Source organism: Vibrio sp. 1-Bac 57 (genome assembly GCF_037546855.1).
Lineage (GTDB): Bacteria > Pseudomonadota > Gammaproteobacteria > Enterobacterales > Psychromonadaceae > Psychromonas.
Window position 1 is genome coordinate 1 of the sequence record NZ_JALAAC010000013.1, and the last position, 24,837, is coordinate 24,837.

Genomic DNA, 24,837 nt, shown 5'->3' on the forward strand with positions numbered 1-24,837 from the left:
GCAGGTAATTGTGAAACAAATACAGGATGTAGTGTAGGCAATAAAGAACTCATTCTGTTTTCCTAACGGTAATAAAAGAGGGGAAACATATCGATGCTATTACAGCATGCAAGTACTATTAGCATCGATATGGGTATTCAGTATTATTTCTAACCAAGTAACATGTTAAAATAACTGTTTAAACGATAGTTATTTAACTGCTGCAATCACAGAAATTTCAACTAACAATACATCTCTTGCCATGCTTGCTTCAACACAAGCACGGGCGGGCGCATGACCTTCAGGAACCCAAGCATCCCACACTTCGTTCATGCCAGCAAAGTGTAACGCCATATTTTTAACGTAAATAGTGGCAGATAACATATGCTCACGTGAACTACCTGATTCTATTAATAGTTCATCTACTTTATCTAACATAGTCTGTGTTTGCTCTTTAATATCTTTAGTCGCATCGGCACAGACCTGACCACATAGATAAACAGTTCCGTTATGTTTTACTACACGGCTCATGCGTTGTTTAGTTTGTTGACGTTCAATCATTACTTCTCTCTCGTTGATGTTATTTAAATATTAAATAATTGTAACGTGTCAGTATTAAAAGGCGAGTTTTTTAGGTTATTTATCCCAGTCACCATTTAAATTTCTTTAAAAAAATGGAGGAGTAAGGAGGTAGTCTAAAATTAGAAGCATAATATAAGAAACGTTAATACAAGTAGGTGTTCTTTGAAGTGTAATTGCCGGTTTAAATGCTATGTTTTTGAAGGAAGCGTAATGCTTTCTGCTTGATATTTTTAGATCTCCTTTTGTATTTTGCTGCATCTGGTTCCATTGCTTTCCTATCACTTGCGATTAAAGGGCTAGATTTGGTGGAAATTATACTGGCTCAATCTCCTGTGAAATTTGATGTTGTCACTGCTTAGCATCCACGATAAATGAAGATGCGTTGCAACGTTAGGTGACTTTGTTACTTGATATTGAGTAAGCGCTAAGACCCTAAATTATCGGGCTTATCAAATGCGCCCATAAAAAGTCATGCGTGCAGACTCAGATAAGGCAACATTAGGCTTTGAGTTGTAAGCTAATACCGTTAATATCCGAGTGGTCTCGCCTTCGGTAGGGGTCACACGATGAATGGCATTTCTTCCTCTAAATAATGTGAGCGTGCCTGCTTGTGCTATCAACGTTTTAACGGTTAATGCATTATCCAATACTTTTTCCACACCTTGATAATTCATTTCTCCTGCATCTGCATCGCGCATATTCTCAATATATTCAAAGGTTCCACCAGATTCTGGTGCTTGGATTAATAGGGTGACAGCAAACGAAGACTCATCGAAATGCCAACCTAGTTCTTGCCCTTGCTGCGCATAATGCAAGTTTATAGAAGATAGGTCATCTGCATAGTTATATAATCTAACTTCATTAAAAATAGTTGCTAGAAAGGTTCTAAATGCCGGATCATCATATAATGTTTTTAATGCTGAATTTTCTGGGATCTGGTCATCGGTTATACAACCTTTTGATGAGGTAATTTGTCTGTTTCTTGGATGTGCATCTGAATAAGTCGGGTCAGCTTCTCTTAGATAAACATTATGCTTTTTAGATGAATAGAAAGCGAGATGTTGATTAGCTATTGCTTCCAGTGTGATTTCTTGGATCGCGGAGTCAGATAAAAAGTCAGCTAATACTAACGCACCATCAGCATCTAGCTGATGTTTACATTGTTTTATAAACACCGGGTCAGTAATAGGAAATTTATCTAACTGTACAATTTGATTTAGCTTCATCTTAATTCCTTGATTATATTTAGTTTTATTTAAACCTTAAACTTCAAGCTATTTTGCTCAATCCAAGAAGTAATTATTGAGCTACTAAGTGACAATGAATAATGTCGACTTCTAACTTAACAAGAGAGCAACTTTTATTGTAACTACTCAGGCCGTCGCTATTTAAGCCTATTTCTTCGTTGAAAAATGCTCATTTAAACCACTAAACTGCGCTTTTTCGCCTTGAACTAAGCATAAATAGCTTAGCCCTGAGCATTTACGTTTTTATTTTGGTAAAAAGCACTCAGTTTTAATGGGTGCTGAGTAGTTACCTTTTATTTAACATTAGAATAGTTAATGATAGCTACAGTTAAAAGTGATTATTTCTATCGTCAACCATAAGTAAAACTTAACACATGGTATTTAATCTGTATAAAATAATAATAAGGCAACATGATGAAGTCTCGTTTACCTCCCTTAGGCACATTATTAGCATTCGAGGCCGCAGCTGAGCATAAAAGCTTTGCTAACGCCGCCAAATATTTATACGTCACTCCTGCTGCGATCAGTCAACAGATACAAACATTAGAATCGCATTTAGATCTTGCCTTGTTTCATCGTTCGAAAACAGGTGTAAAATTAACCAGAGCAGGTGAAAGTTACATACTGTTTGTACAAGCAGGATTACATGAGTTGAGGTTAGGGCAACAGCATTTAACTCAATTTCGTCATCTAGATGTATTGACCATCAGCGCAGTGGCACAAAAGTGGTTAATGCCACTTGTTTTAGAGTGGATGGAGAAACATCCCGATATTGAAATTCGTATTCAAGCCGGCCATACAAAAATAAACTTTAATCATAGCGCTTATGACATGTGTGTGAGTTTTGGTCAGAGTGGATACACATGAATGCATAAACAAAAGTTATTTACTGATACTGTCACCATGGTGGTTAGCCCTGAACTAACAAACGGGCTATTTAAAGAACTATCAATTGGATCAGTAAGTAAGGAATTAAATGGCTCACTAAAGGAAAACTCGAGTGTTGATGACTTACTAACCTTACCAATGATTCATATAGATTGGGGAGACGATAATAATAATTTACCACAATGGGACGAATGGCTGCGGCACCTAAGGTCAATAAGGTAAGGCCAATAAGTTTAGGGATGCTTAAATAGATGTGTAAAAAGTAATAATAACTTCTAAAAAGGCTATCAATATCAAATCCAATCTGAGCTAATGCTATATATAATTGCACCGAACAAAGTGAAAATAGCGATTTTAAGCGACTATATTCAAGTCACTATGCTCAAGTGACTATGTTCAGTGACTTGAGAATAGCAAGAAAAGCCCCAAACTAAACTTTTATAGTTGTAATAACATCAATAAAATTTCGAGAGGGGCTGTAAAGACGGTTAGTCATTATCTAATGTTGATTCAAAAGCAGTGAGACGTTTTCGTACTGACAATAATTCAACGATGGTAGTCCAAGAATTTACTAAGTATTGAAATGAATTACTAACTTGACCAAAGGCCGTTAGGATCTGCTGAAGAATACCGAAGGTGATTGCACCGACAACAATTGTAGGCACTAACAAAATAAACACAAAGATATTATCTGCTTGTAAATACAACATGCGCGCTACGTTGAAGTACATATAATGGAAGTATAAACGGAAGTAATTCTTGCGTACATTTGAAAACAGTTCGTTTAATGTAATGGGCATGGCACGTTCAACGTTATCTTCTCCATACACTAACTCTTTGCGAAATGCCGCTTCCACTTTTTGGTTATTAAACTCTAACCCTGGCAACTTAATACCAATCAATGCTAATAAACCAGTGCCAAAGATTGACCAAAATAATGCTGCATAGAAGAGGGGATGTGCAATTTTACCAACTACTGGTAACTCAGAGACGTATTCAGATAGACTCCATAGCACAGGTAGAAAAGCAAATAATGTCATTATCGCCTCCACTAATGCCACTCCAAGGTTTTCCATAATAGAGGCAAAACGCATCGTATCTTCTTGAATACGCTGCGATGCCCCTTCAACTTTCCTTAATTTAAGCCAATGTGCAGTGTAATAATCATTCATGGCCGTTCGCCAGCGAAAGATATAATGGCTGACCAAGAAACGCGTTGCAACGAAGATGAAAATAGCTAAAAAAGCGATTTCTCCAAATACAATTAACAAATCGAACAATTGCCCAGTTGCTGTACTAGTGGCTTGTGCATTAACAGCTTCTATCGGTGCATCACTTCCAACAGGTTTTAATAATGATTGAATTAAATCAAAGAAGGGACGGCGCCAATTATTAATCGCAACCGACACTTGAACTGAGAAGTAAGTCGAAAACAATATGGTTGATGAGCCAATAATTGACCACCATTGCCACTTATGCGGAGACATCTTGAACCAAGCAACTGCAAACAACGCTGTACAGACAAAGTAATAACCGTAAAACAATATAAATGAATCTGTTACAAAATGTTTTAAGCCAATAACAGGTTCTGCGTCTGTTATATCAAGATCGAGCAAAGCGGCCATCTGTTCATTGTACCCATACCAAACAGCGCAAGTAAGTCCGGAAAATATCAATACAGAGATGAAAAAAATCTTAGGATCGGGGAAAAAGGATTTAAACATAGGTGAGTAGGCTCTTATAATTTTGTAGTGATTGTATAGGGTTAGGTTTGGCATCATTGCATTTTCAATAAAAAAGATAAACAAGTTCTCACCACTAAAAAATTAATCGTGTTTTAAGAAATGATCAGTAATTCGAGTAATTCCATAGTGATATTTTCCATTGTTCGATTAGTTAAATAGCGATACTTTGTTCAACTTAAGGTCATCGACTTTTGTAACCAATCATCATGTCTATTAGTAAAAATTTAATAAGGTAGGGGCAAGGTGCTAATCCATGTTAATCAATAAATCGCATTGTTTGACGCAGGGCCTATTCAAAATAAACATATCACCGCTGAAGCTTGTGTACATCATTTTTGGTTTAGCAATAAAGATTATGCACAGCTTGGCAACCAAATAAAATGCAACCCTGCCATTAAATATGGAAGTGATCGTGAGATGTTGTGAAGGCATTGAATACCGATAAAATCGATATTATTGCGACCGGTCATGCTTCCCATACTTAGGATGAAAAACACGTTCCTTATGCTCAAGCACCAACAGGTTTGCCTTTAGTTCAACATGCCTTGAACAGTTTATTTGACCAAGTGAAAAAAGGCACATGAGCATCGCTAAAATCGTTGAAAAAACCGCACATAATCCTGCTATTCGTTATAGGATTAAAGATTGTGGATTTATTCGAGAAGGTTTTTATGCCGACTTAGTCTTGGTAGATACAAAAATTCCAACAGTGGTTAGCAATGAAAATAGTTTATATCACTGTGGTTGGTCGCCGTTTTCAGGGCACTCGTTTTCAGCACAAATCAAACATACTTGAGTTAATGGTGATTTGGTGTATGCAAATTAACAAGTGGACGGAAAAACTGCTTCAGGAATGAGGTTACAGTTCGACGTTTAGTAGGACTCATTCTAGAATGTAGATATCATTAATCACCTATGTGTATAATTAAGCCTTCATGGACAACAGTTAATATATTTAGTACTAACAAACAATATCTTTAAGTATCTGAGTAAAGCGCTTTCTGATACTAATGTTATCATTCATTTAAAAACAGATTCCCCAGGTATTATATGCGATCGATTTTCTATGATCATGGTTCTTCTATTAACACCGTTCTATTAACATAGTTCTATTAACATAGTTCTATTACTCAAGGGGCGATAATTTTGAAAAATATCTCGGTAGAACGGCCCAAGTCTTCAACTTTTTCAGAGTTTGTTGTGTCTGCAAATAAATCATTTGTACAAGGTTATAGGGGAATTATTAATGAGTTTTGAAAATCAGCCGATTTTAGGGGTTCCAACTAATATTATTACGGGGTTTCTTGGCGTAGGGAAAACATCGGCTATTTTGAATCTACTTGCAAATAAACCTGATGACGAACGTTGGGCCGTATTAGTTAATGAGTTTGGAGAGATTGGTGTCGATGGTAGTTTAGTGAAAGGGCAAAAAATTGATAAACAGAAAGTATTCATCCGTGAAGTCGCGGGTGGTTGCATGTGCTGCGCTGCTGGTTTACCCATGAAAATCGCACTTAATCAGTTGCTATTGAAAGCAAATCCAGATCGTTTATTGATTGAGCCAACAGGACTAGGTCATCCAAAAGAGGTGATGGAAGTATTAACTTCAACCCATTATCGTGACGTATTATCACTACACAAAAACATTACTTTAGTCGACGCTCGTAATTTATCTGACGCGCGATATACCAATCATGAGACCTTCAACCAACAAATTGCCATTGCAGATATTGTTGTCGGTAACAAAGTGGATCTTTATCAAGCGGCGGATTTAGGCAAACTAACAGCTTATGTCGCAAGAGTGAGTCGCCCCAATACGAAAGTGATATTGGCAGAACACGGTGCCTTTTTGCTCGCGGAGCTTGAAGGCGATGCTATTATTCATGAAAAATCTTCACATCATGAACACCATCAGCATCACCACCACCATCATCATCTACATAGTAAACCACTTGCTTCAGAGGCGACTATTCCAGAGAGTGGCATGCTTAAAGCTATTAATGAAGGTGAAGGTTTTTATAGTATCGGGTGGCGTTTCTCATCTGATAAAGTATTTGAGTATCAGAAGCTAACCTTGTTATTAACAGAGTTAAAAGTTGATCGTATGAAAGCCGTTATGATTACCGATAAAGGTCTTTTTGGGTATAATTTCACTGCAGGTCAACTTACTGAAGTTGTATTAGATGAGTGTTCGGAAAGTCGAGTTGAATTGATCAATAATACTATTGATGAGTTGTTTGAAATACAATTATTAAAGTGTATTAAGTGATTCCACAAAAGGTCTTAACAAGCCTTTTTCACATATTTCGACTAATTAAACCTTCAAGGTCGTATATCATTAATAATTACGTAAATAGCTGTTCAACTGAGTTTTTAATTTTAGTGACAAAACTGTAATAGAAAGTGTAATGAGACTGTTGATCGCCAGATAAACACGAGTGATTATAAAAAATAAAGAGTAAAACGTTATTTTATAGAAACTTTACTGCCTTAACTTACTATTAAACTTATCATTACATTATTAAAAATATGTAAGTTATAATTTCATTATTTACCTAAAGATTCGAATATGTCTAAACCATTAAATCAAGCTGCCACACTTAAATATCTTTCTGCGTACTCACCACAGGTGCAAACTCAAATACAGACACTACTCGAGCAAGATAAATTAGGGGAGTTTTTATTAAAAAAACACCCTGAACAACATAATATTAATAATGATAAATTATTGCGTGATTATGTATTGGATATTAAAAATCGTTATTTACGCAAGTCATCGCCGCTGAGTAAAATTATCTATGATAAAAAAATCCATGTAGTGAACAACGCACTGGGTTTACATACTTTTGTTTCAAGAGTACAGGGTAGTAAATTAAAAAGTAAAAACGAAATTCGTGTGAGCGAAGTTTTTAAAGTGGCGCCTGAACCTTTTTTAGAGATGATTGTGGTTCATGAGTTAAGTCATATTCGTGAGAAAAATCACGATAAAGCTTTCTACCAATTGTGTGAGCATATGTTACCGGATTACCATCAATTAGAGTTTGAAATGCGCTTGTATCTAACGCAGTTGGAGTTGAAAGGTGGGATTTACTAGTTTATCTTCAACACTATCATAGTGTTGCGATAACTGTAGGTTAACTTATTTAGTGAGTCAGATTAAACTAAATGAAGCTAAATGAAACAGGCTAAGCTAAATGGAATGCAGCTAATTTACCGCTTAGTCAGTCGTTCTCAAATGATCTTTTAATTGCGCCATCCCCTGATCTATTGTCACTAATGCTTGGTAGTTAAAGTCTTGTTTTGCTGCACTTATATTAAAGTAGTGGCTGGTGGAAAGTTGCTTTGCTACAAAACGAGTCATGATTGGTTCATTAGTATTGCCGGTGCGTAAGTACCACCATTCTAATAGAGTACCAACAACATAGGCAAGGTGACTCGATACTCTGGCTGTGACTTTTGGTAAGCTAGCCGCTGATAAGATCTTATTAAGCATTGCGGCCATTAAAATAGGTTCATCGTTACTTAAAAAATATGCTTTTCCCGCACACTGTGCGTTTTCTTTATTCAATTCTACTGCAACAAGCAGATGGGCATAAACGGCATTATCAATATAAATAGTATCCACTAATTTATCTATTTTCCCCACTAGTTTTAATTTACCTGCCTTAGCACGCTCAATTACTCTAGGCACTAAATGTGGATCGCCTGGTCCCCATATAAGATGCGGCCTTAAGGCAACTGTTTTTAAATTTGCTGTATTTTGTTGCAGCACTTTCTGCTCTGCGACGGCTTTTGATAAACCATAAAAATTAAGAAATTGTTTTGCATAGGGTTGTGATTCATCAATATTAGCTTCATCATCTCCACTAAAAGTGACACTAGGTGTACTGGTATACACTAGTCGATTAATGTTATTGATTCGACATGCTTCAATAACATTGTCAGTGCCTATTACATTGGGTTTGAAGTAACTTTGTTTGTTTCCCCATACTCCTGCTTTTGAGGCAACATGGAATACAAGGGAGCAACCTTGCATTGCATTAATCAATGATTGTTTATCCTGCAGGTCACCTTGAATTAAGGTTACACCGAGTGCTTGTAAATGCGGATAATGACCACGAGCAAACCCAACGACTTTAATATTCGCTGCGCGTAAACAACGGCATAATGCCGTCCCTAAAAAGCCACCTGCACCGGTAACAAGTACACAATCAACCTGTTCGCGAAGCTCTGTTAGTGCAAGTTGTAGCTTCGGGTGAAGCTCAGAAAAGAGAAGGGGAGTTATCGCCATAATTTATCTCGTTGTCGCTAGTAGTTGGCTAAGTGTGCCGTATTGAATCTACTCAATTTGTTGCTGTGCCCATAGCGCTAATTTTTCTCTGAATATCTTAGCATTATGGCGAATATCCATCGGAAATTTTTTATGGATATAAAACAGCTCAATACCTTGTGTTTGTGTATGCAGGTTAGCTATCTCTTTTAATTCATGAAATAAACGAGCTGAATCATAAGTATTGCTTTTTTCAACTTCGATGCAAACAGCCGGAGTGACTTTTTTATCTATAACTACAGCCACTAATGCACTTCGTTTAATGCTTTTATGTGTATTAAATATGCGCTCACAGGGAATAGAATAGTAAGGTTTATTACACTCACGGTGACTAGACAAAACTTGATGGGCTTTGCGACCACACATCCATAATTTACCTTGGTCGTCCAGATAACCTAAATCGCCCATACGGTGACGCACACTATTACCATCTTTAATTTTAGCCTGTGTTGTTGCTTGCTGACGATGGTAATAGGCGGCACTGACCTGTGGACCTTTTACTACAATCTCACCTATTTCAAAGGGGGCTAATATTAACTGATCATGCCATGTATTTATGTTTTGCTCAGTGTTCTTAATGATTTTTATATCAACATGTTCAATTGCATGACCCACACAAATTCCACCACCTTGTTCGGTAATATTAGTGGTGGTTAATAATTGTTGGCTACCGATTTTACTGATTGGTAATGATTCTGTCGCACCATAGGAGTTAATCACTTCTGCATCATCACTTAACATGCGACTAAATAGATTAATTGCGTCTAAAGAAGCGGGGGCTCCAGCAGAAATAACACGCTTAATAGTAGGTAAAGTGTGTTGTTGTTTCTGTCCTGCTTGGCCTAACACATCTAATAAAGCGGGGTTTGCAAATAGATTACTACATTGATATTTTTCGATAGCGGCAAAAATATAGTTTGGATTAGCTTTAATGGGTTGACTGGCATCCATCTCAGGCACTATCGAAGTCATTCCTAACGCGGGGCCGAATAGTGAAAATAATGGAAAAGTCGCTAAGTCCGCTTCACCCGGTTGAATTTGATAATCATTTTTTAACACACTGATTTGCGCTTCAAACATACTATGGCTATAAACCACCCCTTTAGGGGTTCCTGTGCTACCGCTAGTAAATAAAATAGCAGCTAACTGATGGGGCTTAAGTTGTTGCATTGAGTAGGGTTTAGCGCGAGGGTATTTTTTTAATAAACTCGATAGTTGAATACCACCAAAAAAGGCCGGACCATTAACATTAATAACGTGTTTAATGGTTTGCTTGCCCCATGAAAAAAGCAATCGTGCGAGGTGTGCTTTTGGAATACCGATAAAAGCGTCGGGTTGTGACTCTTCAAAGCATTGCTTGAGGTTATTAACCCCCATTCCAGGGTCAACTAAGATGGGAATAATACCTGTTTTGAAGAGAGCAAAGGTAAGGTTAAAAAATGCGATACTTGGGGTAACCATTAATACCGCTTTGTCTCCTGCTTTAAGACCCAACCGGTTTAGTGCATAGGCGATATCATCACTTTGTTGGTGCAACTCAGCAAAGCTTAGCTGTTGATAAGTTAAGCCTTTTAAGGTCTTTTTTTGTACGCTAACCGCAAGGTTTTCAGGAAACTCTTTCGAGGCTGTCACTAAGTGGCGGCACAAGTTTCCTTTGTTTTTTTGGTTTTTAGTGCTTTTCTTTAATGACTTACGTGCATTGTACATTTATGGGTTTTTATCCATAAATTTTTTCACTATATCGATCACTTCATGACTTGCGTCTTCAAGGATATAATGCCCGCAATCGGCGAACTCGTGTACCTGTGCGTGTGGCATTTTTTGTTTCCAAACACTTAAAAAATGTTTATCGAAAACAAAATCCTGCAATCCCCAACAAATGACAGTCGGAATATTCTGAAATTGTTGTAAACCTGCATCAATACTTTCCACTAACTGATAGTTACGATGATGTGGTAATAACGGAATATCTTGCACAAATCTTAGTGTTGAAATACGATTTTTCCATGAGTTGAAAGGAGCAACATAGGCTTGACGAATGTCACTAGGCATTTTATTACGTTTTACGCCTACGTATGAAGCGGCAGAGGAGAAGGCATTAAAGCCACGCACAAGTACCGTACCTAAATACGTATTTCTACAAATCCATAATGGGATAGGGAATTTTTTAGATTTTGGTAAATTAAACGCAGCTGTATTTAAAATAACTAAACGTTTAATTCGCTCTGGGTGACGTGCTGCATAACCCATTCCGATCATGCCTCCCCAATCATGTACGACTAGGGTAATATTTTTTTTTATATTAAGGCTATCCAATAAGGTTTCAAGGTCATCGATGCGTTGTACCAAGGTATAGTCATAGTCTTTATCCGATGGTTTGTCTGATAAACCACAACCGATATGATCCGGAACAATGCATTGATATTGTGCACTTAACGCGCTCACTAAATTTCGGTAATAGAATGACCAACTAGGGTTACCATGTACCATCACAACCGGTTCGCCAGAACCTTCATTTAAGTAATGGTACTTTTGACCATTTAGATCTAGAAAATTGCGTTTGAAGGGCAATAAATTATCAAGACTCATGTTACCACTCCAATCCAAGCATCATACAATTCAAACCACTGCCTATTCCTAAGAAGCTGACATTATCACCTTTTTGTAGGAATCCTTGTTCATCTGCTAATGCAGCAGTAACCGGCAGTGAGACGGTTCCCATGTTACCGAGGTATTGATAAGTCGGAAATTCTTTTTCCACGGGAATATTTAATGCAGCAAGTACCTGTTTTTGATTGGCAGAACCAACTTGATGACAAATCACCTTATTGACGCTGTCTACTGTCCATTGTTGCTGTGTTAAAAAATGTTGCCAAGTATCAAGTGCTAAGGCGACACCTTCTTTCAGTAATGGGACTGCATTAGTGCGCATAAATTCTCGGTGTAATTTAAGACCCACTTCTTGTAAGCCCCATTTACATAAATCATGATGTTGTGGCGCAGAGAGGTGGCTAGCACCTAATAGTTTATGTTGACGTTGGTTATCTAACTGCAATGAACCATCGGTCAGCAATACTGCTACCGCACCAGAACCACCAGTTAAAGTGGCCAATGATTGTGAAAAGTTTTGAATAGTTGGGTTAGAAATCATGTTGTCGATAGTAATATCTACAATATGCCTTGCGGATTCGCAGGAGACAACTAAACCGGCTTTTATCTGGCCTAATTCAATACGGTTAGCGATGTCCAAAATGCCCGATAACACACCTAAACATGCGTTACTAATATCGTAAATAGCGGTACTTTTATTAACACCAATTTCAGCAGCGATACGACAAGCTGTAGCAGGCTCATGTTGATCGCGACATACTCCCGTATAAACAACTGCACCAATATCTTCTACATTAATGCCTGTTTCATTTAAAGATTTTTTTGCTGCTTCAATTGCACCATCTGATAAGCGATGATCGCTAGGCCACCAACGTCTATCTTCAATGCCCGTTAAGGCAGCGAGTTGACCAGCTGGTATACGTAATTTTTGATATAAAGGCGCAAGACGAGCTTCTAGATCTTTACTTGAAACGACTTCTGGGGCTAATTCATAAGCCATACTATTGATATAAACGCGGGAATATTTCATTAAGTTGTAATTTTTCTCATTAATGCTTCAAAAAGGACCAATTTAATCAACCCTTAAACCGGAGGCGTAGGTTACCGTATATTCTGAGTTTAACAAAGTCCAATCCTAAACTGACTTCTAATTACTGTTAGTTTTGATGAAAATTAGCTAGTTTTAAGCTTTTAACGGTTTGTTTTTGCTTATATAACTTAACCATTGGCGCGGAATTTTCATTTTTTCATCAATATAATTAGCAACAGGTAAGCTTTCTTTGTTTATTTTGCTTGCTAAAATCTCTGCTAATAAAGGAGCACTGCATAAACCTCGAGAACCTAAACCTGTCAATAGGTAAGCATTAGGTAGCGATGCTATAGGGTAGGTGGCAGACTCATCCATCTCATAACTTTTTTTCAGGCTATCATAATCGGTTAATTCACCTACATAGGGGAAATGGTCTCGGGTTGTACAGCGAATAGCGGTATGTGCTTGATCATTTAACACAATATTATCTACCCATGTTTTGTCAGTAATACACTTTTTCAATTTTTGGTGATTATCTGTTTGCTCTGTTTCACGATAAGCCGTATCACTATCATGGCGCTTAAATGTCGCGCCCATACAATGTTGCGCCGCTATTTCAGGTGTTAAATAACCCTCATGGCAAAGGGTTCGTTTTAACGCTGTCAGTTCAGGTGTCGAGTCGATATGGCTGACTTGACCACGCGCAGCGGAAAGAGGAACGGCTCTACACTGTTGAAAATTAAGTGAATCAAAACCAGCCGCAATCACCAGAGTTTGATGTTTAAAGGTATCTGTATTTTCTGTTACGTTCTCTGTTTGGCTCTGCTCTGGGGTTGTCTGTAGTGATATATCTAAGGTATTTTCAGGTTGGGCATTTTTTGAAATACTAGTACGCTTTCTTTTTAATATCCATTGCTCATTATCATTTGCATGCTGGTTATAACTAATCTGTTCAATATGATGATTACAATGAATAGTGACATTGTCATATTCAGCTAATAACTGCGCTAACGAGTTTATTAATTGTCGAGGGCTCAACCATCCTGCTCGTGGATAATATAAAGCAGGGTGGTCAATTTCTAGACCTGCTAATTGGTTTGTTGAGTTTGTATCTATCCAATGCACTAATTGTTCAGGCAAACCTGCTTCTTTTATCTTTTGTAATTTTTTCGTCGAGCTTGAGTCGTATGCGAGCTGAATTAATCCATTAAATTGATGTGAAAAAGGATGATGTTGATTAACTTCATGATAAAAATTCAAAGCGAACTGATAGGCATTACTGAATAATTGTCCAAGTGCATCATGTTGTCCATTCAAAAGAGGATATAAGGCTCCTTGTAAATTACCAGACGCGCCTGTGCCTAATGTTGACTCCGCACAATAAACAGTTACTTTATGATCGCGTTTTGCTAATGCAAGGGCGGAGCATAATCCTGCAATACCACCCCCAATGATAGCGATGTCATCTGCTTGGTTGGGGGTTGCTCTAGTTGTTCCTGTTGAGAACGCTACATGGTTATCAATGGGATTCGCTTCAGGAATATACCCTACAAGCATTTCACGTTTTTTCCCGTAACCTTTTCGCTTTTGCATAATAAAACCGGACTCGTTCAACGCTCTTCTTACAAAACCTGCCGCAGTAAAAGTGGCTAATGTTGCTTGAGGGTTAGATAATGCTACCATTTTTTTAAATAATGCTAGATGCCACATATCTGGATTAGTGCTGGGATTAAAACCATCGAGATACCAAGCATCAGCAATACCATTGTGGGTATTACTTAGGTTGTCGATTTGTTCATTAATATCACCAAACCATAAATCCAAAATAATATTGCCACCATCAAAGAATAATCGATGACATCCGAGTAGTGGCATCGGATATTGCACCACAAGAGATTCAAGCAAGTTGCTAAATTGTGGCAATTTTTTAAGGCTTAACTGAATATCATTGCTAGTAAGTGGGTATTTTTCAAAGCTAATAAAATGTAAACGTTGCAGTGGTTTTTCTATATTGTTTTTTTTGAAATTGATGAATTGTTGCGCACTATTAAGAAAGTTGAGACCCGAACCAAAGCCAGTTTCTACAATACAGAACTGTTTTTGCTTAAAATTAACCCATCTGTGAGCTAAATGGTTGCCTTCAAAAAAAACATATTGAGATTCGCAGTGACCTTGATTATTATTAAAATAGATATCATCAAACATAGTCGAATATGGCTCTGACTGATCTGACCAGTTAAGTTGTGCATGCTTAATTATATTGTTTTTGGCTTGAGACAAGTTATATTCCTCTATATATGCGATCATATTTCATAACAGTCAGGTTGATTTAAGAAAATTGGTTTACTTTTGATGATCATATAATTAGTCCCTCAAGCAATAAAGGCTTAATAATGAAAAGAGCAGTAATTACAGGTATCGGTATTGTTTCTAGTATAGGTAACAATAAAGAAGAAGTATTAGCATCACTTAAAAGTGGCAAGTCAGGCATTACATTTTCTGAACAATTCAAAGAAGTTGGGATGCGTAGCCAAGTTTGGGGTGATTTAAAAATAAATCCTTCAGAGCATATTGATCGTAAAGTAATGCGTTTCATGGGTGATGCAGCTGCATACACTTATTTGTCAATGCAGCAAGCAGTTGCAGATGCTCAATTACCAGAAGACATGGTTTCTAATGTACGTACTGGTTTAGTGACAGGCTCAGGCGGAGGTTCTTCAAAAAACCAAGTTGATGCATGCCAAATTATGAAAGACAAAGGCGTTCGTCGTGTTGGTCCTTATATGGTACCGCGTACGATGGCGAGTACTACTTCGGCTTGTGTCGCGACACCATTTAAAATTAAAGGTATCAACTACTCAATGAGTTCTGCTTGTGCGACAAGTTCGCACTGTATTGGTCATGCCCTTGAACAGATCCAACTTGGCAAACAAGATATTGTTTTTGCCGGTGGTGGTGAAGAGTTAGATTGGACAATGGCTTGTGAGTTTGATGCAATGGGCGCTCTTTCAAGTAAATATAATGAAACGCCAGATAAAGCATCTCGTACTTATGATACAAAACGCGATGGTTTTGTTATCTCTGGCGGCGGCGGTATGGTTGTTGTTGAAGAATTAGAGCATGCCCTTGCTCGTGGCGCTAAAATCTATGCTGAAATCGTAGGTTATGGCGCAACGTCAGATGGTTACGACATGGTCGCGCCATCTGGTGAAGGAGCAATACGTTGTATGCAACAAGCACTTGCCACAGTTGAAGGTAAAGTTGATTACTTAAATACTCATGGTACATCAACCCCTGTTGGTGATGTAAAAGAGTTAGAAGCAATTAATGCTGTATTTGGTAACGATGCTCCCAAAATTAGCTCAACTAAATCACAAACAGGACACTCACTAGGTGCTGCGGGTGTTCATGAAGCAATTTACAGTATATTAATGATGGAAAATGACTTTATTTCTCCTTCTTGTAATATTGAAGAAGTTGATGAGAAAGCGCTTAACTTGCCAATCGTTAAAAATAAATCAGAAGCTGCTAAATTAGATATCGTTATGTCTAATAGCTTTGGTTTCGGTGGAACTAACGCAACATTAATTTTTAAACGTCATCAATAAAGTTTAATATTGTAATTAAAAAAGGAGCCTAGGCTCCTTTTTTTGTTTTACTAGTTTGTTAAAGCACTTAAGCTCAGCGTAGTTTTTGCTTATAGGTCATTAAAATAACTTAATTTCACTTATTTTAACTTAACTTGGCTCAATGTAACCTGACGGCTAAGAGTGGTTGTAATAAATGATTTTTTAAAAAGCAAAAGCGAATACTGGTTACTTCAATTCAAGATATGATTTGTACAAATTAAATTGGTTAAATGAATATGAAAATTTATATTGACGAGAATATGCCGCATGGCAAAGATTTCTTTAACAGTTTTGGGGAAGTCATTACTTTCTCAGGTCGTAATGTAACAGCAGAACAGTTAAAAGATGCTGATATCTTATTAGTACGTTCAATCACTAAGGTCAATGAAGGCTTACTTGCTCTGAACGAACGTATTCAGTTTGTTGGGACTGCAACTATCGGCACAGATCATATTGACCAAGCGTATTTAAAGCAACGTAATATTACTTTTAGTAGTGCGCCAGGCTGTAACAAAATTTCGGTTGCGGAATATGTACTTAGTGCTCTATTAATTTTAGCAGAGCGTAAACAGTTTGTATTAAATGATAAAACAGTGGCGATTGTTGGTGCTGGTAATACGGGTAGTGCGGTTTACGAGTGCTTAACGGCAGTTGGTGTGGCTTGTAAATTGTATGATCCACCACTACAAGCTGCTGGTGATCAAAGAGAGTTTTGTGAGTTTGATGATGTTCTCGCTGCTGATATTATCTCTTTGCATGTGCCAAAAACGATGGATGGCGAGTATAAAACATTTCATCTCTTTGACCAAGGTGTACTTCAGAAGTTGAACTGTGAACAAATATTAATCAATGCTTGTCGTGGTGAGGTAGTTGATAATCAATCTCTATTATCACTGGCACAACAAGAAAAGGCCCCCATATTAGTATTGGATGTGTGGGAAAATGAACCTAATATAGAAAAAGCATTATTACCTTATGTTGAACTTGCAACGCCACATATAGCCGGTTATAGCTTAGATGGTCGTGTACGCGGCACTGAAATGTTATACCAAGCACTTAACCAACATTTAAATGTATCGCCAACTTTAAATAGTCTTGATTTTAAAGATAAAGCAAATATTACCGAAATAACTATTTCGGCTAGCATTAGTGCAGAATTGTTAAAATCTTTAGTACATTTAATATATGATGTGCGCAGAGATGATGCGTTATTTAGAGCAAAAGTAAATGATCTGAATGGCTTTGATCAAATGCGGAAAAATTATCCTGAGCGTAGGGAATTATCTACATTAACACTTACTTTAATAGATACTATTAGTCCTAGTTCGAAAGCAATTGATTTAAACAGAATCGGTTTTACAGTAAATAAAAAATAAAAGGTCGACATGAACAAAGAATATAACATTGCACTCATTGGTGAAATTGATGGTTGTATAGAAGCAACACTGGAAGTACTTTTAAAACGTGACTTCCCAATTAATAACCTGTTCCCTCTCAGTATTGGTGAAAGCGATACAAACTCGGTGATGTATTCAGGCAAGCCTGTTGATGTTATTGAAATTGAATCTTTTGACTGGGAACAAGTGGATATTGCTTTATTTCTTTCTGGCCGTGATGTTGCAATGCAATGGATACCTGTAGCTAAAGAGCATTGTGTCGTGATCGATATCAGTGGTTATTATTTAGAAGATCCAACTGTGCCATTAGTGCAAATGGGAATTAATGAAGATGATATTACTCGTTATAGCGAGTCAAATATTATTGCGATCCCAAGTCCTGAAACAGCACAATTAACGCTGGCTATTAAACAAATCCATCAAGAAGTAGGTATTAAACGTGTCACCGTTGCTGGATTTCAATCAGTTTCTTGTATTGGTAAAGATGGCGTCACAGCATTGGCGGGAGAAACGGCACGATTATTGAATGCTAAAGGAATAGAGCAGCATAAATTTAAGCAACAAATCGCTTTTAATGTTGTTCCACAAATTGATGAGTTTGATGAAGATGGTATTGCTTTTTCTGAGCTACGTTTAATGGCTGAAACAAGACGTTTACTAAATGACCCTGAAATGGTGGTGTCGACAACACAGGTTGTTGTACCTATGTTTTATGGTTGTTCGCAAGCGGTTCATGTTGTAACCCATTATCCTGTTGAGCTGAGCGAAGTTGCAAATGCGCTACACCATAGTGACAACATTGTATTATCAGAATCAGTTGGTGATTACGCTAATATGATTGATGATGTAGTCGGTAATGTTGAAGTTCACGTGGGGCGTTTACGTAAAGATACCTGTGATGCTGCTGGTATTAATATGTGGGTTTGTGCTGATAATGTTCATTACGGAATTGCAACTAATGCAGTGTTAGTAATGGAAAAACTAGCTTTCACCTATCTATAAAGTTGTAGTAATTACGTTAAAGTGGGCTAGATCTCAATTCTAGCCTTATTACTTGCTTTAAACATCTTCTATTACTTGTCCTAGTTTATTATATAGTCATTATTATTCAGCTTTTCCTCACAAGGAACGTTTATGAAGCGCATTTTGCTTAGTCTAGTTTTCTGTTCTCCATTGTTATTCAATGTACCTCTTGTACAAAGTGTTGATTTAGTTGGTCCTAATGATCAAGACCAATTAGCACAACCCGCTGAGACAATTCAAGCACCTTCGTCAAATACTACATCCACACCGGCCACTTCTCCGGTAATATCAAAGTATGGACCTATCTCTTCTCGTGAAACTTTGTGGTCTATTGCGTCAAAATTGCGTCCCGATTCGAGTGTGTCTGTATTTCAGACTTTAGTGGCTATATACAAAGCAAATCCCAGTGCTTTTTATCAAAGTGACATTAATAGAATTATACCTAGATCGGTGATAACAATACCGAATAAAGCCTTCATAGCACAACAAACGAATAAAGAAGCAGAGCAGTTATTAAGACCACGTAAACCTGCACCAAAAGTAACAAAACCAGTTGTTAAAAAAGAGATAATTGAAACGGCACCCGTTGAACCGGTGATTACACAGACTGAAAAATTACAAACACAAGTCAACGAAGATGAAACTAATAAAATTGAGGCTGAATCAACCGAGGTCGTTGAACCTGAAATTATTGATCAGTTAAAAAAAGAGGCGTTAGATAAAGCTTCTGCTTTAGAAGCAAAAAATAAGTTGTTAGTCGATCAAGAAAAAGAGTTCCAATTATTGAGCGAGCAACTAATAGTTGCCACAGAAGCCAATCAAAGTTTAAAACTAAAATTACAACCATTAACAGATCAAGTTAATAGCCTTGCACAACAAGTAGAGGAAGATATTGCCACTCAAGAAGAATTACAGGCAATAATTGACCAATACCGCCAACAAATAGAAGCTTTTGAAGAACCTCCTTTTAGTGGCCCAGGTTTATTGAATGAAATATTACGGACCATGACTGCTTCTATTTCAAGCTTAATGCTAACAATTTTAGCCCCTTTATTATTTCTGATTGCTGTTTTCTTAATTTTCTTACGTTTAAAGTCTAAACGAGAGCTTGCATCAAGAGAGCAAGAGATTGCGGAGTCGACTTCTATTCTGATGGAAGAAGACGGTCAGTTTGATTCTTTATTAACAGATGATCTGGATGAAGATGAGGTAAACGAAGAAATCAGTAATGATATAGAGTTCACTGAAGATGTTGAGCTTGCAGCAGTTCCTCTCGAAGCAGAACCGCAGGAATCAACAGAAGATGAAAGTTCACTGATCGCAGAAAGTGATAGTGATTTCGATATAGTTGAAAGCGAGATTATTAATGATAATGAAGTTGTTGATGACAATGAAGTAATCGAGCTTGCTAGCCCTGATGATACTGAAATAGAAAGTCCAGTAATTGAAAATAATGATGAATTTACGCAACCTGAAACTAATGAAGATGATCCTTTTGGTATAGCAGAGTTAATTGATAGCGAAGATTTTGACATCGATTCTCTAATTGAAGGTAAAGAAGAGGTTATCGAGTTATCTGAAGTTGACCTTTCATTAGATGCTGACATTAACCAAGAAGATTTAGATTTAGCAGCTGAATGGGAAACACAACTTGCCGAAGGCGCTGACACTGAAAAAGAAATAGAAGAAGATGTCGCTACCTCTATAGCTGATACTGAGCAAAATGAAGTCGATACAGAAGAAGTCAAACCAGAAGATGTAAGTGAAACCGTAGACAATATCGATTCTCAAATAGAACAAGAAGCAGAAGTTGAATCTGAAGCTAAAGAAGACATTGCCAGTGAAGCAGTAGATGATATTGATGCACTGCTTGAGCAAGAAGCCGCTACTGAAATTAAGCCAGGAGCTGTAAGTGAAACCGTTGATGATATTGATCCTATTATCAACCAAGAAGTTGAAGCGGCGAATGAGACTGGTGTTGAATCGGCTGAATTAGCCGAACCAACTGAATCAGTTAAACAAGAAGTTTCAAGTGAAACCGCTGATGATATCGATGAACTGATCAATCAAGAAGTTGAAGCGGCCAACGAGACTGTTGTTGAATCAACTGAATCAGGCGAACCAACTGAAGCAGTTAAACCAGAAACTTCAAGTGAAGCCGTTGATGATATCGACGAACTGATTAATCAAGAAGTTGAAGCGGCCAACGAGACTGTTGTTGAATCAACAGAATCAGACGAGTCAAGTGAAACAGTTAATACAGATGACATTATTGACGACGATTTAAGTGAATTTGAAAATGTCGATCTTTCGACTTTAAAAAGTGTTGACCAAAGCATTTCCGAGTTAGATGCAGCAGAAGAAGCTCAAACTGATGTAGAGCAATTAAGTGACCAATCAGATGATGAAGAATCAGATGATCAAGTCGGTGAAAGCGAAGAAAATTCTTTAGCAGAACAATTAAGTCAGGGTGCCTTTGATGAGGACGTTGAATTACCTACAATAGATAAAAGTAAAGACGATGAATTTATTGATATCGACACATTATTAACAAGTAGTGGAGGCGATGTTATAAACGAAGAAGACTTTAATCTAGAGTTTGGTCTTGATGAATTCCCGGATGTGGTTGAATCATTCACCGAGTTTGATAGCGATGATGATGGTATGGCTGCACAGTTAGATTTGGCACGCGCTTATTTAGAAATCGATGAAAAAGAAGGGGCCAAAGATATTTTAAACAAATTATTAACCACTGCGTCAGATGATAAATTAAAAGAGGTTCAAAAATTACTTGCAAGAATTAAATAATATTTTTAAATCAATCGATTAAACAGATAAACTAAGTATCTTAATTATCTGGAAAGCTTAATTGAGCAAATTTTTTTAAACATAGCTCACTAGTCTTTTAACCCGATATTTGTCTATCTAAAAAGCCAGCATTGCTGGTTTTTTTTTAAATTGGAATAAATAGTATGCGACCAATTATTTTGGATGTGGAAGGGGTCTCTTTAACACCTTCAGAACAAGAATATTTAGCTCATCCCTTAGTGGCGGGGGTAATTTTGTTTACCCGTAATTTTGACAACATTGTGCAATTAAAAGAACTAGTGCAGCAAATCCGCTTTTATGCAAAACGCCAGATTATCATTGCTGTAGACCATGAAGGTGGGCGAGTGCAACGTTTCCGAGAAGGGTTTACATCGTTACCTGCATGTGGAGACTTATTAACGCAATCTGATGATTTACAAGTAGCTGTGAAATTAGCAAAAGCCAGTGCTTTTGTGATGGCCAGTGAATTACTAGCCTGTGATATTGATTTAAGCTTTGCACCTGTGTTGGATATTAACGGAATTTCTGATGTTATTAGAGAACGTAGCTTTAGCCAACACCATGATCAAGTTAGTTTAATAGCAAGTGCTTATATTGATGGAATGAGAGAAGCGGGTATGGCGAGTACAGGTAAGCATTTTCCTGGCCATGGTAGTGTTAAAGCAGACTCTCATATTGCATTGCCCGTTGATAAACGCAGTGAGTCGGAAATATTTAACAATGATATGCAACCCTTCATCGAGTTGATTAAAGCCGGTCAGTTAGATGCGGTCATGCCTTCACATGTTGTCTATTCTCAATGCGATGATTTACCCTGTGGATTTTCTGAGTATTGGCTGCAGAAAATCCTTAAGCAGCAATTAGGCTTTAAAGGCGCAATAATTAGTGATGATATTTCAATGCATGGTGCTAGTTTTGTAGGTGATCACCTTTCAAGAGCTAAAAGTGCTATCAATGCTGGTTGCGATCTTATTTTAGCGTGTAATGACACACCTGCCGCGATGCAAATTTTAGACGGATTAACATTAACTGATGATAGAAATAATGAATCACTAATTCTGTCGCTACTTGCACAAAAAAACAAACTTAAATTGCCCTTACAAAAGAACCAAATTTGGTTGAAAAATAAGCGCTTACTACTTGAATTTTCTGATCAAAGTTAAATACTGCTAAGCGAGTCTAATTAGTATTAAGCAAGGCTTGCACTCTGAAACAATTTACTTAGACTAGATTAAGCTAGTTTGTGTGCCGGTTTTGAGAGTATTTTTTAATTTAGGCACTAGCAATGAGATTTAGTTATACTACTAATATCACAATAAGACTTGCTCACTAATTTTTAAAAAATAAAATAACGTTAGCAAGCTTTATAGACTCAAAAGACAGATCGCTAAATAACAGTTAAGAATAATAAAGGCGGAATTTAAAAATGATCATATATTTACACGGTTTTGATGCGACGAGCCCTGGTAATCACGAGAAAGTGATGCAATTAAAATTCATTGATCAAGATGTTCGTTTTGTTCATTACAGTACTATTCACCCTAAGCATGATATGAGCCACATCCTCAAAGAGGTACATCAACATGTGCAAGATAGTGATGACAAATCTCCACTGATTTGTGGTGTAGGCTTAGGTGGATATTGGAGTGAACGTATAGGCTTTTTATGTGGTATTAAACAAGTTATTTTTAATCCTAATTTACACCCTGAAGATAATATGGTTGGTCGTATTGAATGGCCTGAAGAATATTTAGATATCGCAACTAAATGCGCTAGTGACTTTAGAGAGCAAAATAAACCTAATTGTTTATGCATTTTATCTGCAACGGATTTGGTCAGAAACACCGAAATTGGTGATTATGAGTTATCGAATTATTACCCTATTATTGTTGATGATAAACAAAGTCATAAATTTTCTGATATTGCAGCTCACCTTCAGACAATTAAAAAATTCAAAGATGATTGATATATAATCCGTATATGTAGATATTTTGCACAGGATTTATCTACTCAATAAGTATAACATTCGCAGGCGTTAATCACTTCTTACGGTAATAATTTTACTTTTCCTAGCTAAAATAGCTTTCAAGTAACATTATTGACAATCAAACTATAAAATAAGGTGACTTGAGTCGCCTTTTTTTATAACCTTAAATTCTTAATAATAAGATCTAGGTCAGTTTTTTTACAAAAGAATACTTTTTGTCACAAAATAAGTTGTTTTTCGTAAAAAAATTAAATTATTGAGGTGGTTATGAAGAAAATAGTAATAGTTGGTGGTGGTGCTGGCGGGTTAGAGTTAGCAACTAAATTAGGCAATAAATTAGGGCGTAAACAAAAAGCGCATATCACGCTAGTGGATAAAAATAGTACTCACCTGTGGAAACCTCTTTTACATGAAGTTGCAGCCGGATCATTAGATGACGGTATTGATGCGGTAAGTTACCGTGCTCACGCAACTAACCATCATTTTAACTTCAAACTTGGCGCAATGCGTAATCTTGACCGCGTTAAAAAAACTATTTCAATTGACCCTTTGATAGATGAAGAAGGCACTATGATATTACCAGCTAGTGAAGTTGAGTATGATATTTTAGTGATGGCGTTAGGTAGTGTCAGTAATGATTTTAATACTAAAGGAGTGCGTGAACATTGCATTTTCTTAGACAGTCCACAACAAGCCAAAAAATTCCATCATCGCATGTTAAACAAATACCTGCAGTTAGGAGTTCAAGAAACAAAATCTGTAAATGTTTCAATTATCGGTGCTGGCGCAACGGGTGTAGAGCTATCTGCGGAACTATATAATTCACTTAAACAAGTTTCTAGCTATGGGTTCTCACATATTAAAAGTGCAGATTTACATGTTAGCTTAATAGAAGCGGGTGATAGTATTTTACCTGCCTTACCTAAACGTATTTCAGCATCAGCACATCAAGAGTTACTAAAACTAGGTGTAGATGTACGTATTAATACTATGGTTACTGAAGCAAACTCTGAAGGGTTGTTAACTAAATCTGGTGAGTTGATCAAAGCAGATCTGATCGTATGGGCGGCAGGCATTAAAGCACCTGATTACATGAAATCATTGGCAGGTTTAGAAACCAATAGAATTAACCAGTTAATAGTTAAACAAACATTGCAAACTACCTTAGATAAAGATATCTATGCGATTGGTGACTGTGCAAGTTGTGCATTACCAAGTGGTGGCTTTGTTCCTCCTCGTGCTCAATCTGCTCATCAAATGGCATCGTTAGTGGGTAAAAATATTTTAGCTACATTGAATAATAAACCATTAGTTGATTATAAATATACTGATTACGGTTCATTAGTTTCATTAAGTAACTACAGTACAGTGGGTAGTTTAATGGGGAATTTAATGAAAGGTTCTATGATGATAGAAGGGCGTTTAGCTCGTGTTGTCTATATTTCCTTATATCGTATGCACCAAGTTGCATTACATGGTTATATTCGAACTGGCTTAATGACTTTAGTTGAACGTATTAACCGTGTTTTACGTCCACGCTTAAAGTTACATTAAATCTAAA

General features: G+C 37.0%; 18 protein-coding genes and 1 pseudogene. 11 read left to right on the forward strand and 8 right to left on the reverse strand.

The window, feature by feature from the left end:
* Positions 1-189 precede the first annotated feature (189 nt).
* A complete protein-coding gene (locus MT391_RS10140) occupies positions 190-540 on the reverse strand; it encodes a RidA family protein (protein ID WP_499497844.1) in 351 nt (116 codons plus the stop codon).
* A gap of 470 nt (positions 541-1,010) precedes the next feature.
* Positions 1,011-1,787 carry a HalD/BesD family halogenase gene (locus MT391_RS10145; RefSeq protein WP_499497846.1) on the reverse strand — a complete coding sequence of 259 codons (777 nt, stop codon included), beginning with the start codon at positions 1,785-1,787 and terminating at the stop codon, positions 1,011-1,013.
* A 435-nt stretch (positions 1,788-2,222) separates the two neighbouring features.
* Between MT391_RS10145 and MT391_RS10150 the strand changes: the two genes are divergently transcribed.
* Positions 2,223-2,675 (forward strand): LysR family transcriptional regulator, encoded by a 453-nt coding sequence (locus tag MT391_RS10150; protein WP_499497848.1) that lies wholly within the window; start codon positions 2,223-2,225, stop codon positions 2,673-2,675.
* 509 nt (positions 2,676-3,184) lie between these two features.
* Here MT391_RS10150 and sbmA read toward each other — a convergent pair.
* Complete coding sequence (gene sbmA, locus MT391_RS10155) at positions 3,185-4,420, reverse strand: peptide antibiotic transporter SbmA (RefSeq protein WP_499497850.1); 1,236 nt, start codon at positions 4,418-4,420, stop codon at positions 3,185-3,187.
* A gap of 288 nt (positions 4,421-4,708) precedes the next feature.
* On the opposite strand from sbmA, the pseudogene MT391_RS10160 reads away from it, so the two are divergent.
* From MT391_RS10160 to MT391_RS10170, 3 genes and pseudogenes are all read left to right on the forward strand, one after another.
* Positions 4,709-5,267, forward strand: a pseudogene (locus MT391_RS10160) (amidohydrolase family protein); the annotation flags it as partial.
* Positions 5,268-5,687: 420 nt separating this feature from the next.
* Complete coding sequence (locus MT391_RS10165; RefSeq protein WP_499497851.1) at positions 5,688-6,710, forward strand: CobW family GTP-binding protein; 1,023 nt, start codon at positions 5,688-5,690, stop codon at positions 6,708-6,710.
* Positions 6,711-7,010: 300 nt separating this feature from the next.
* The gene (locus MT391_RS10170; protein ID WP_499440272.1) at positions 7,011-7,535 is read left to right on the forward strand and encodes a YgjP-like metallopeptidase domain-containing protein; all 525 of its coding nucleotides are present in this window, start codon (positions 7,011-7,013) and stop codon (positions 7,533-7,535) included.
* Positions 7,536-7,658: 123 nt separating this feature from the next.
* Here MT391_RS10170 and oleD read toward each other — a convergent pair whose 3' ends face one another.
* From oleD to mnmC1, 5 genes are all read right to left on the reverse strand, one after another.
* Entirely contained in the window at positions 7,659-8,732 is a 1,074-nt protein-coding gene (gene oleD, locus MT391_RS10175) for a 2-alkyl-3-oxoalkanoate reductase (RefSeq protein ID WP_499497852.1), read from the reverse strand.
* Positions 8,733-8,780: 48 nt separating this feature from the next.
* Positions 8,781-10,478: an olefin beta-lactone synthetase gene (gene oleC, locus MT391_RS10180; RefSeq protein WP_499497853.1), complete on the reverse strand. Its 1,698-nt coding sequence runs from the start codon at positions 10,476-10,478 to the stop codon at positions 8,781-8,783.
* Positions 10,479-11,360 carry an alpha/beta fold hydrolase gene (locus MT391_RS10185; RefSeq protein ID WP_499497855.1) on the reverse strand — a complete coding sequence of 294 codons (882 nt, stop codon included), beginning with the start codon at positions 11,358-11,360 and terminating at the stop codon, positions 10,479-10,481.
* 1 nt (position 11,361) lies between these two features.
* On the reverse strand, positions 11,362-12,411 hold the full coding sequence (locus MT391_RS10190; protein ID WP_299663381.1) for a 3-oxoacyl-ACP synthase III: 1,050 nt from the start codon (positions 12,409-12,411) through the stop codon (positions 11,362-11,364).
* A 153-nt stretch (positions 12,412-12,564) separates the two neighbouring features.
* Entirely contained in the window at positions 12,565-14,691 is a 2,127-nt protein-coding gene (gene mnmC1, locus MT391_RS10195; protein ID WP_499497857.1) for an FAD-dependent 5-carboxymethylaminomethyl-2-thiouridine(34) oxidoreductase MnmC1, read from the reverse strand.
* 113 nt (positions 14,692-14,804) lie between these two features.
* On the opposite strand from mnmC1, the gene fabB reads away from it, so the two are divergent.
* From fabB to MT391_RS10230, 7 genes are all read left to right on the forward strand, one after another.
* Positions 14,805-16,019 (forward strand): beta-ketoacyl-ACP synthase I, encoded by a 1,215-nt coding sequence (gene fabB / locus MT391_RS10200; protein WP_166369345.1) that lies wholly within the window; start codon positions 14,805-14,807, stop codon positions 16,017-16,019.
* Between the two features lie 257 nt (positions 16,020-16,276).
* Positions 16,277-17,416, forward strand: coding sequence for a 4-phosphoerythronate dehydrogenase (locus MT391_RS10205; RefSeq protein ID WP_499497859.1), 1,140 nt, complete (start codon positions 16,277-16,279; stop codon positions 17,414-17,416).
* A 9-nt stretch (positions 17,417-17,425) separates the two neighbouring features.
* Positions 17,426-18,439, forward strand: a complete 1,014-nt coding sequence (locus MT391_RS10210) for an aspartate-semialdehyde dehydrogenase (RefSeq protein ID WP_499497861.1) — start codon at positions 17,426-17,428, stop codon at positions 18,437-18,439.
* A 132-nt stretch (positions 18,440-18,571) separates the two neighbouring features.
* Positions 18,572-21,268, forward strand: coding sequence for a FimV/HubP family polar landmark protein (locus MT391_RS10215; protein ID WP_499497862.1), 2,697 nt, complete (start codon positions 18,572-18,574; stop codon positions 21,266-21,268).
* 164 nt (positions 21,269-21,432) lie between these two features.
* On the forward strand, positions 21,433-22,452 hold the full coding sequence (gene nagZ / locus MT391_RS10220; RefSeq protein WP_166369353.1) for a beta-N-acetylhexosaminidase: 1,020 nt from the start codon (positions 21,433-21,435) through the stop codon (positions 22,450-22,452).
* A 263-nt stretch (positions 22,453-22,715) separates the two neighbouring features.
* Positions 22,716-23,255, forward strand: coding sequence for an alpha/beta hydrolase YcfP (gene ycfP / locus MT391_RS10225; protein WP_499440287.1), 540 nt, complete (start codon positions 22,716-22,718; stop codon positions 23,253-23,255).
* A 288-nt stretch (positions 23,256-23,543) separates the two neighbouring features.
* Positions 23,544-24,830 (forward strand): NAD(P)/FAD-dependent oxidoreductase, encoded by a 1,287-nt coding sequence (locus MT391_RS10230; RefSeq protein ID WP_205962951.1) that lies wholly within the window; start codon positions 23,544-23,546, stop codon positions 24,828-24,830.
* The last annotated feature ends 7 nt before the right edge of the window (positions 24,831-24,837 follow it).

What these genes read in the sequence shown, in the direction of transcription:
- MT391_RS10140 (WP_499497844.1), bottom strand. Translation starts at nt 540, where the DNA reads ATGATTGAACGTCAACAAACTAAACAACGCATGAGCCGTGTAGTAAAA.
- MT391_RS10145 (WP_499497846.1), bottom strand. Translation starts at nt 1,787, where the DNA reads ATGAAGCTAAATCAAATTGTACAGTTAGATAAATTTCCTATTACTGAC.
- MT391_RS10150 (WP_499497848.1), top strand. Translation starts at nt 2,223, where the DNA reads ATGAAGTCTCGTTTACCTCCCTTAGGCACATTATTAGCATTCGAGGCC.
- sbmA (WP_499497850.1), bottom strand. Translation starts at nt 4,420, where the DNA reads ATGTTTAAATCCTTTTTCCCCGATCCTAAGATTTTTTTCATCTCTGTA.
- MT391_RS10165 (WP_499497851.1), top strand. Translation starts at nt 5,688, where the DNA reads ATGAGTTTTGAAAATCAGCCGATTTTAGGGGTTCCAACTAATATTATT.
- MT391_RS10170 (WP_499440272.1), top strand. Translation starts at nt 7,011, where the DNA reads ATGTCTAAACCATTAAATCAAGCTGCCACACTTAAATATCTTTCTGCG.
- oleD (WP_499497852.1), bottom strand. Translation starts at nt 8,732, where the DNA reads ATGGCGATAACTCCCCTTCTCTTTTCTGAGCTTCACCCGAAGCTACAA.
- oleC (WP_499497853.1), bottom strand. Translation starts at nt 10,478, where the DNA reads ATGTACAATGCACGTAAGTCATTAAAGAAAAGCACTAAAAACCAAAAA.
- MT391_RS10185 (WP_499497855.1), bottom strand. Translation starts at nt 11,360, where the DNA reads ATGAGTCTTGATAATTTATTGCCCTTCAAACGCAATTTTCTAGATCTA.
- MT391_RS10190 (WP_299663381.1), bottom strand. Translation starts at nt 12,411, where the DNA reads ATGAAATATTCCCGCGTTTATATCAATAGTATGGCTTATGAATTAGCC.
- fabB (WP_166369345.1), top strand. Translation starts at nt 14,805, where the DNA reads ATGAAAAGAGCAGTAATTACAGGTATCGGTATTGTTTCTAGTATAGGT.
- MT391_RS10205 (WP_499497859.1), top strand. Translation starts at nt 16,277, where the DNA reads ATGAAAATTTATATTGACGAGAATATGCCGCATGGCAAAGATTTCTTT.
- MT391_RS10210 (WP_499497861.1), top strand. Translation starts at nt 17,426, where the DNA reads ATGAACAAAGAATATAACATTGCACTCATTGGTGAAATTGATGGTTGT.
- MT391_RS10215 (WP_499497862.1), top strand. Translation starts at nt 18,572, where the DNA reads ATGAAGCGCATTTTGCTTAGTCTAGTTTTCTGTTCTCCATTGTTATTC.
- nagZ (WP_166369353.1), top strand. Translation starts at nt 21,433, where the DNA reads ATGCGACCAATTATTTTGGATGTGGAAGGGGTCTCTTTAACACCTTCA.
- ycfP (WP_499440287.1), top strand. Translation starts at nt 22,716, where the DNA reads ATGATCATATATTTACACGGTTTTGATGCGACGAGCCCTGGTAATCAC.
- MT391_RS10230 (WP_205962951.1), top strand. Translation starts at nt 23,544, where the DNA reads ATGAAGAAAATAGTAATAGTTGGTGGTGGTGCTGGCGGGTTAGAGTTA.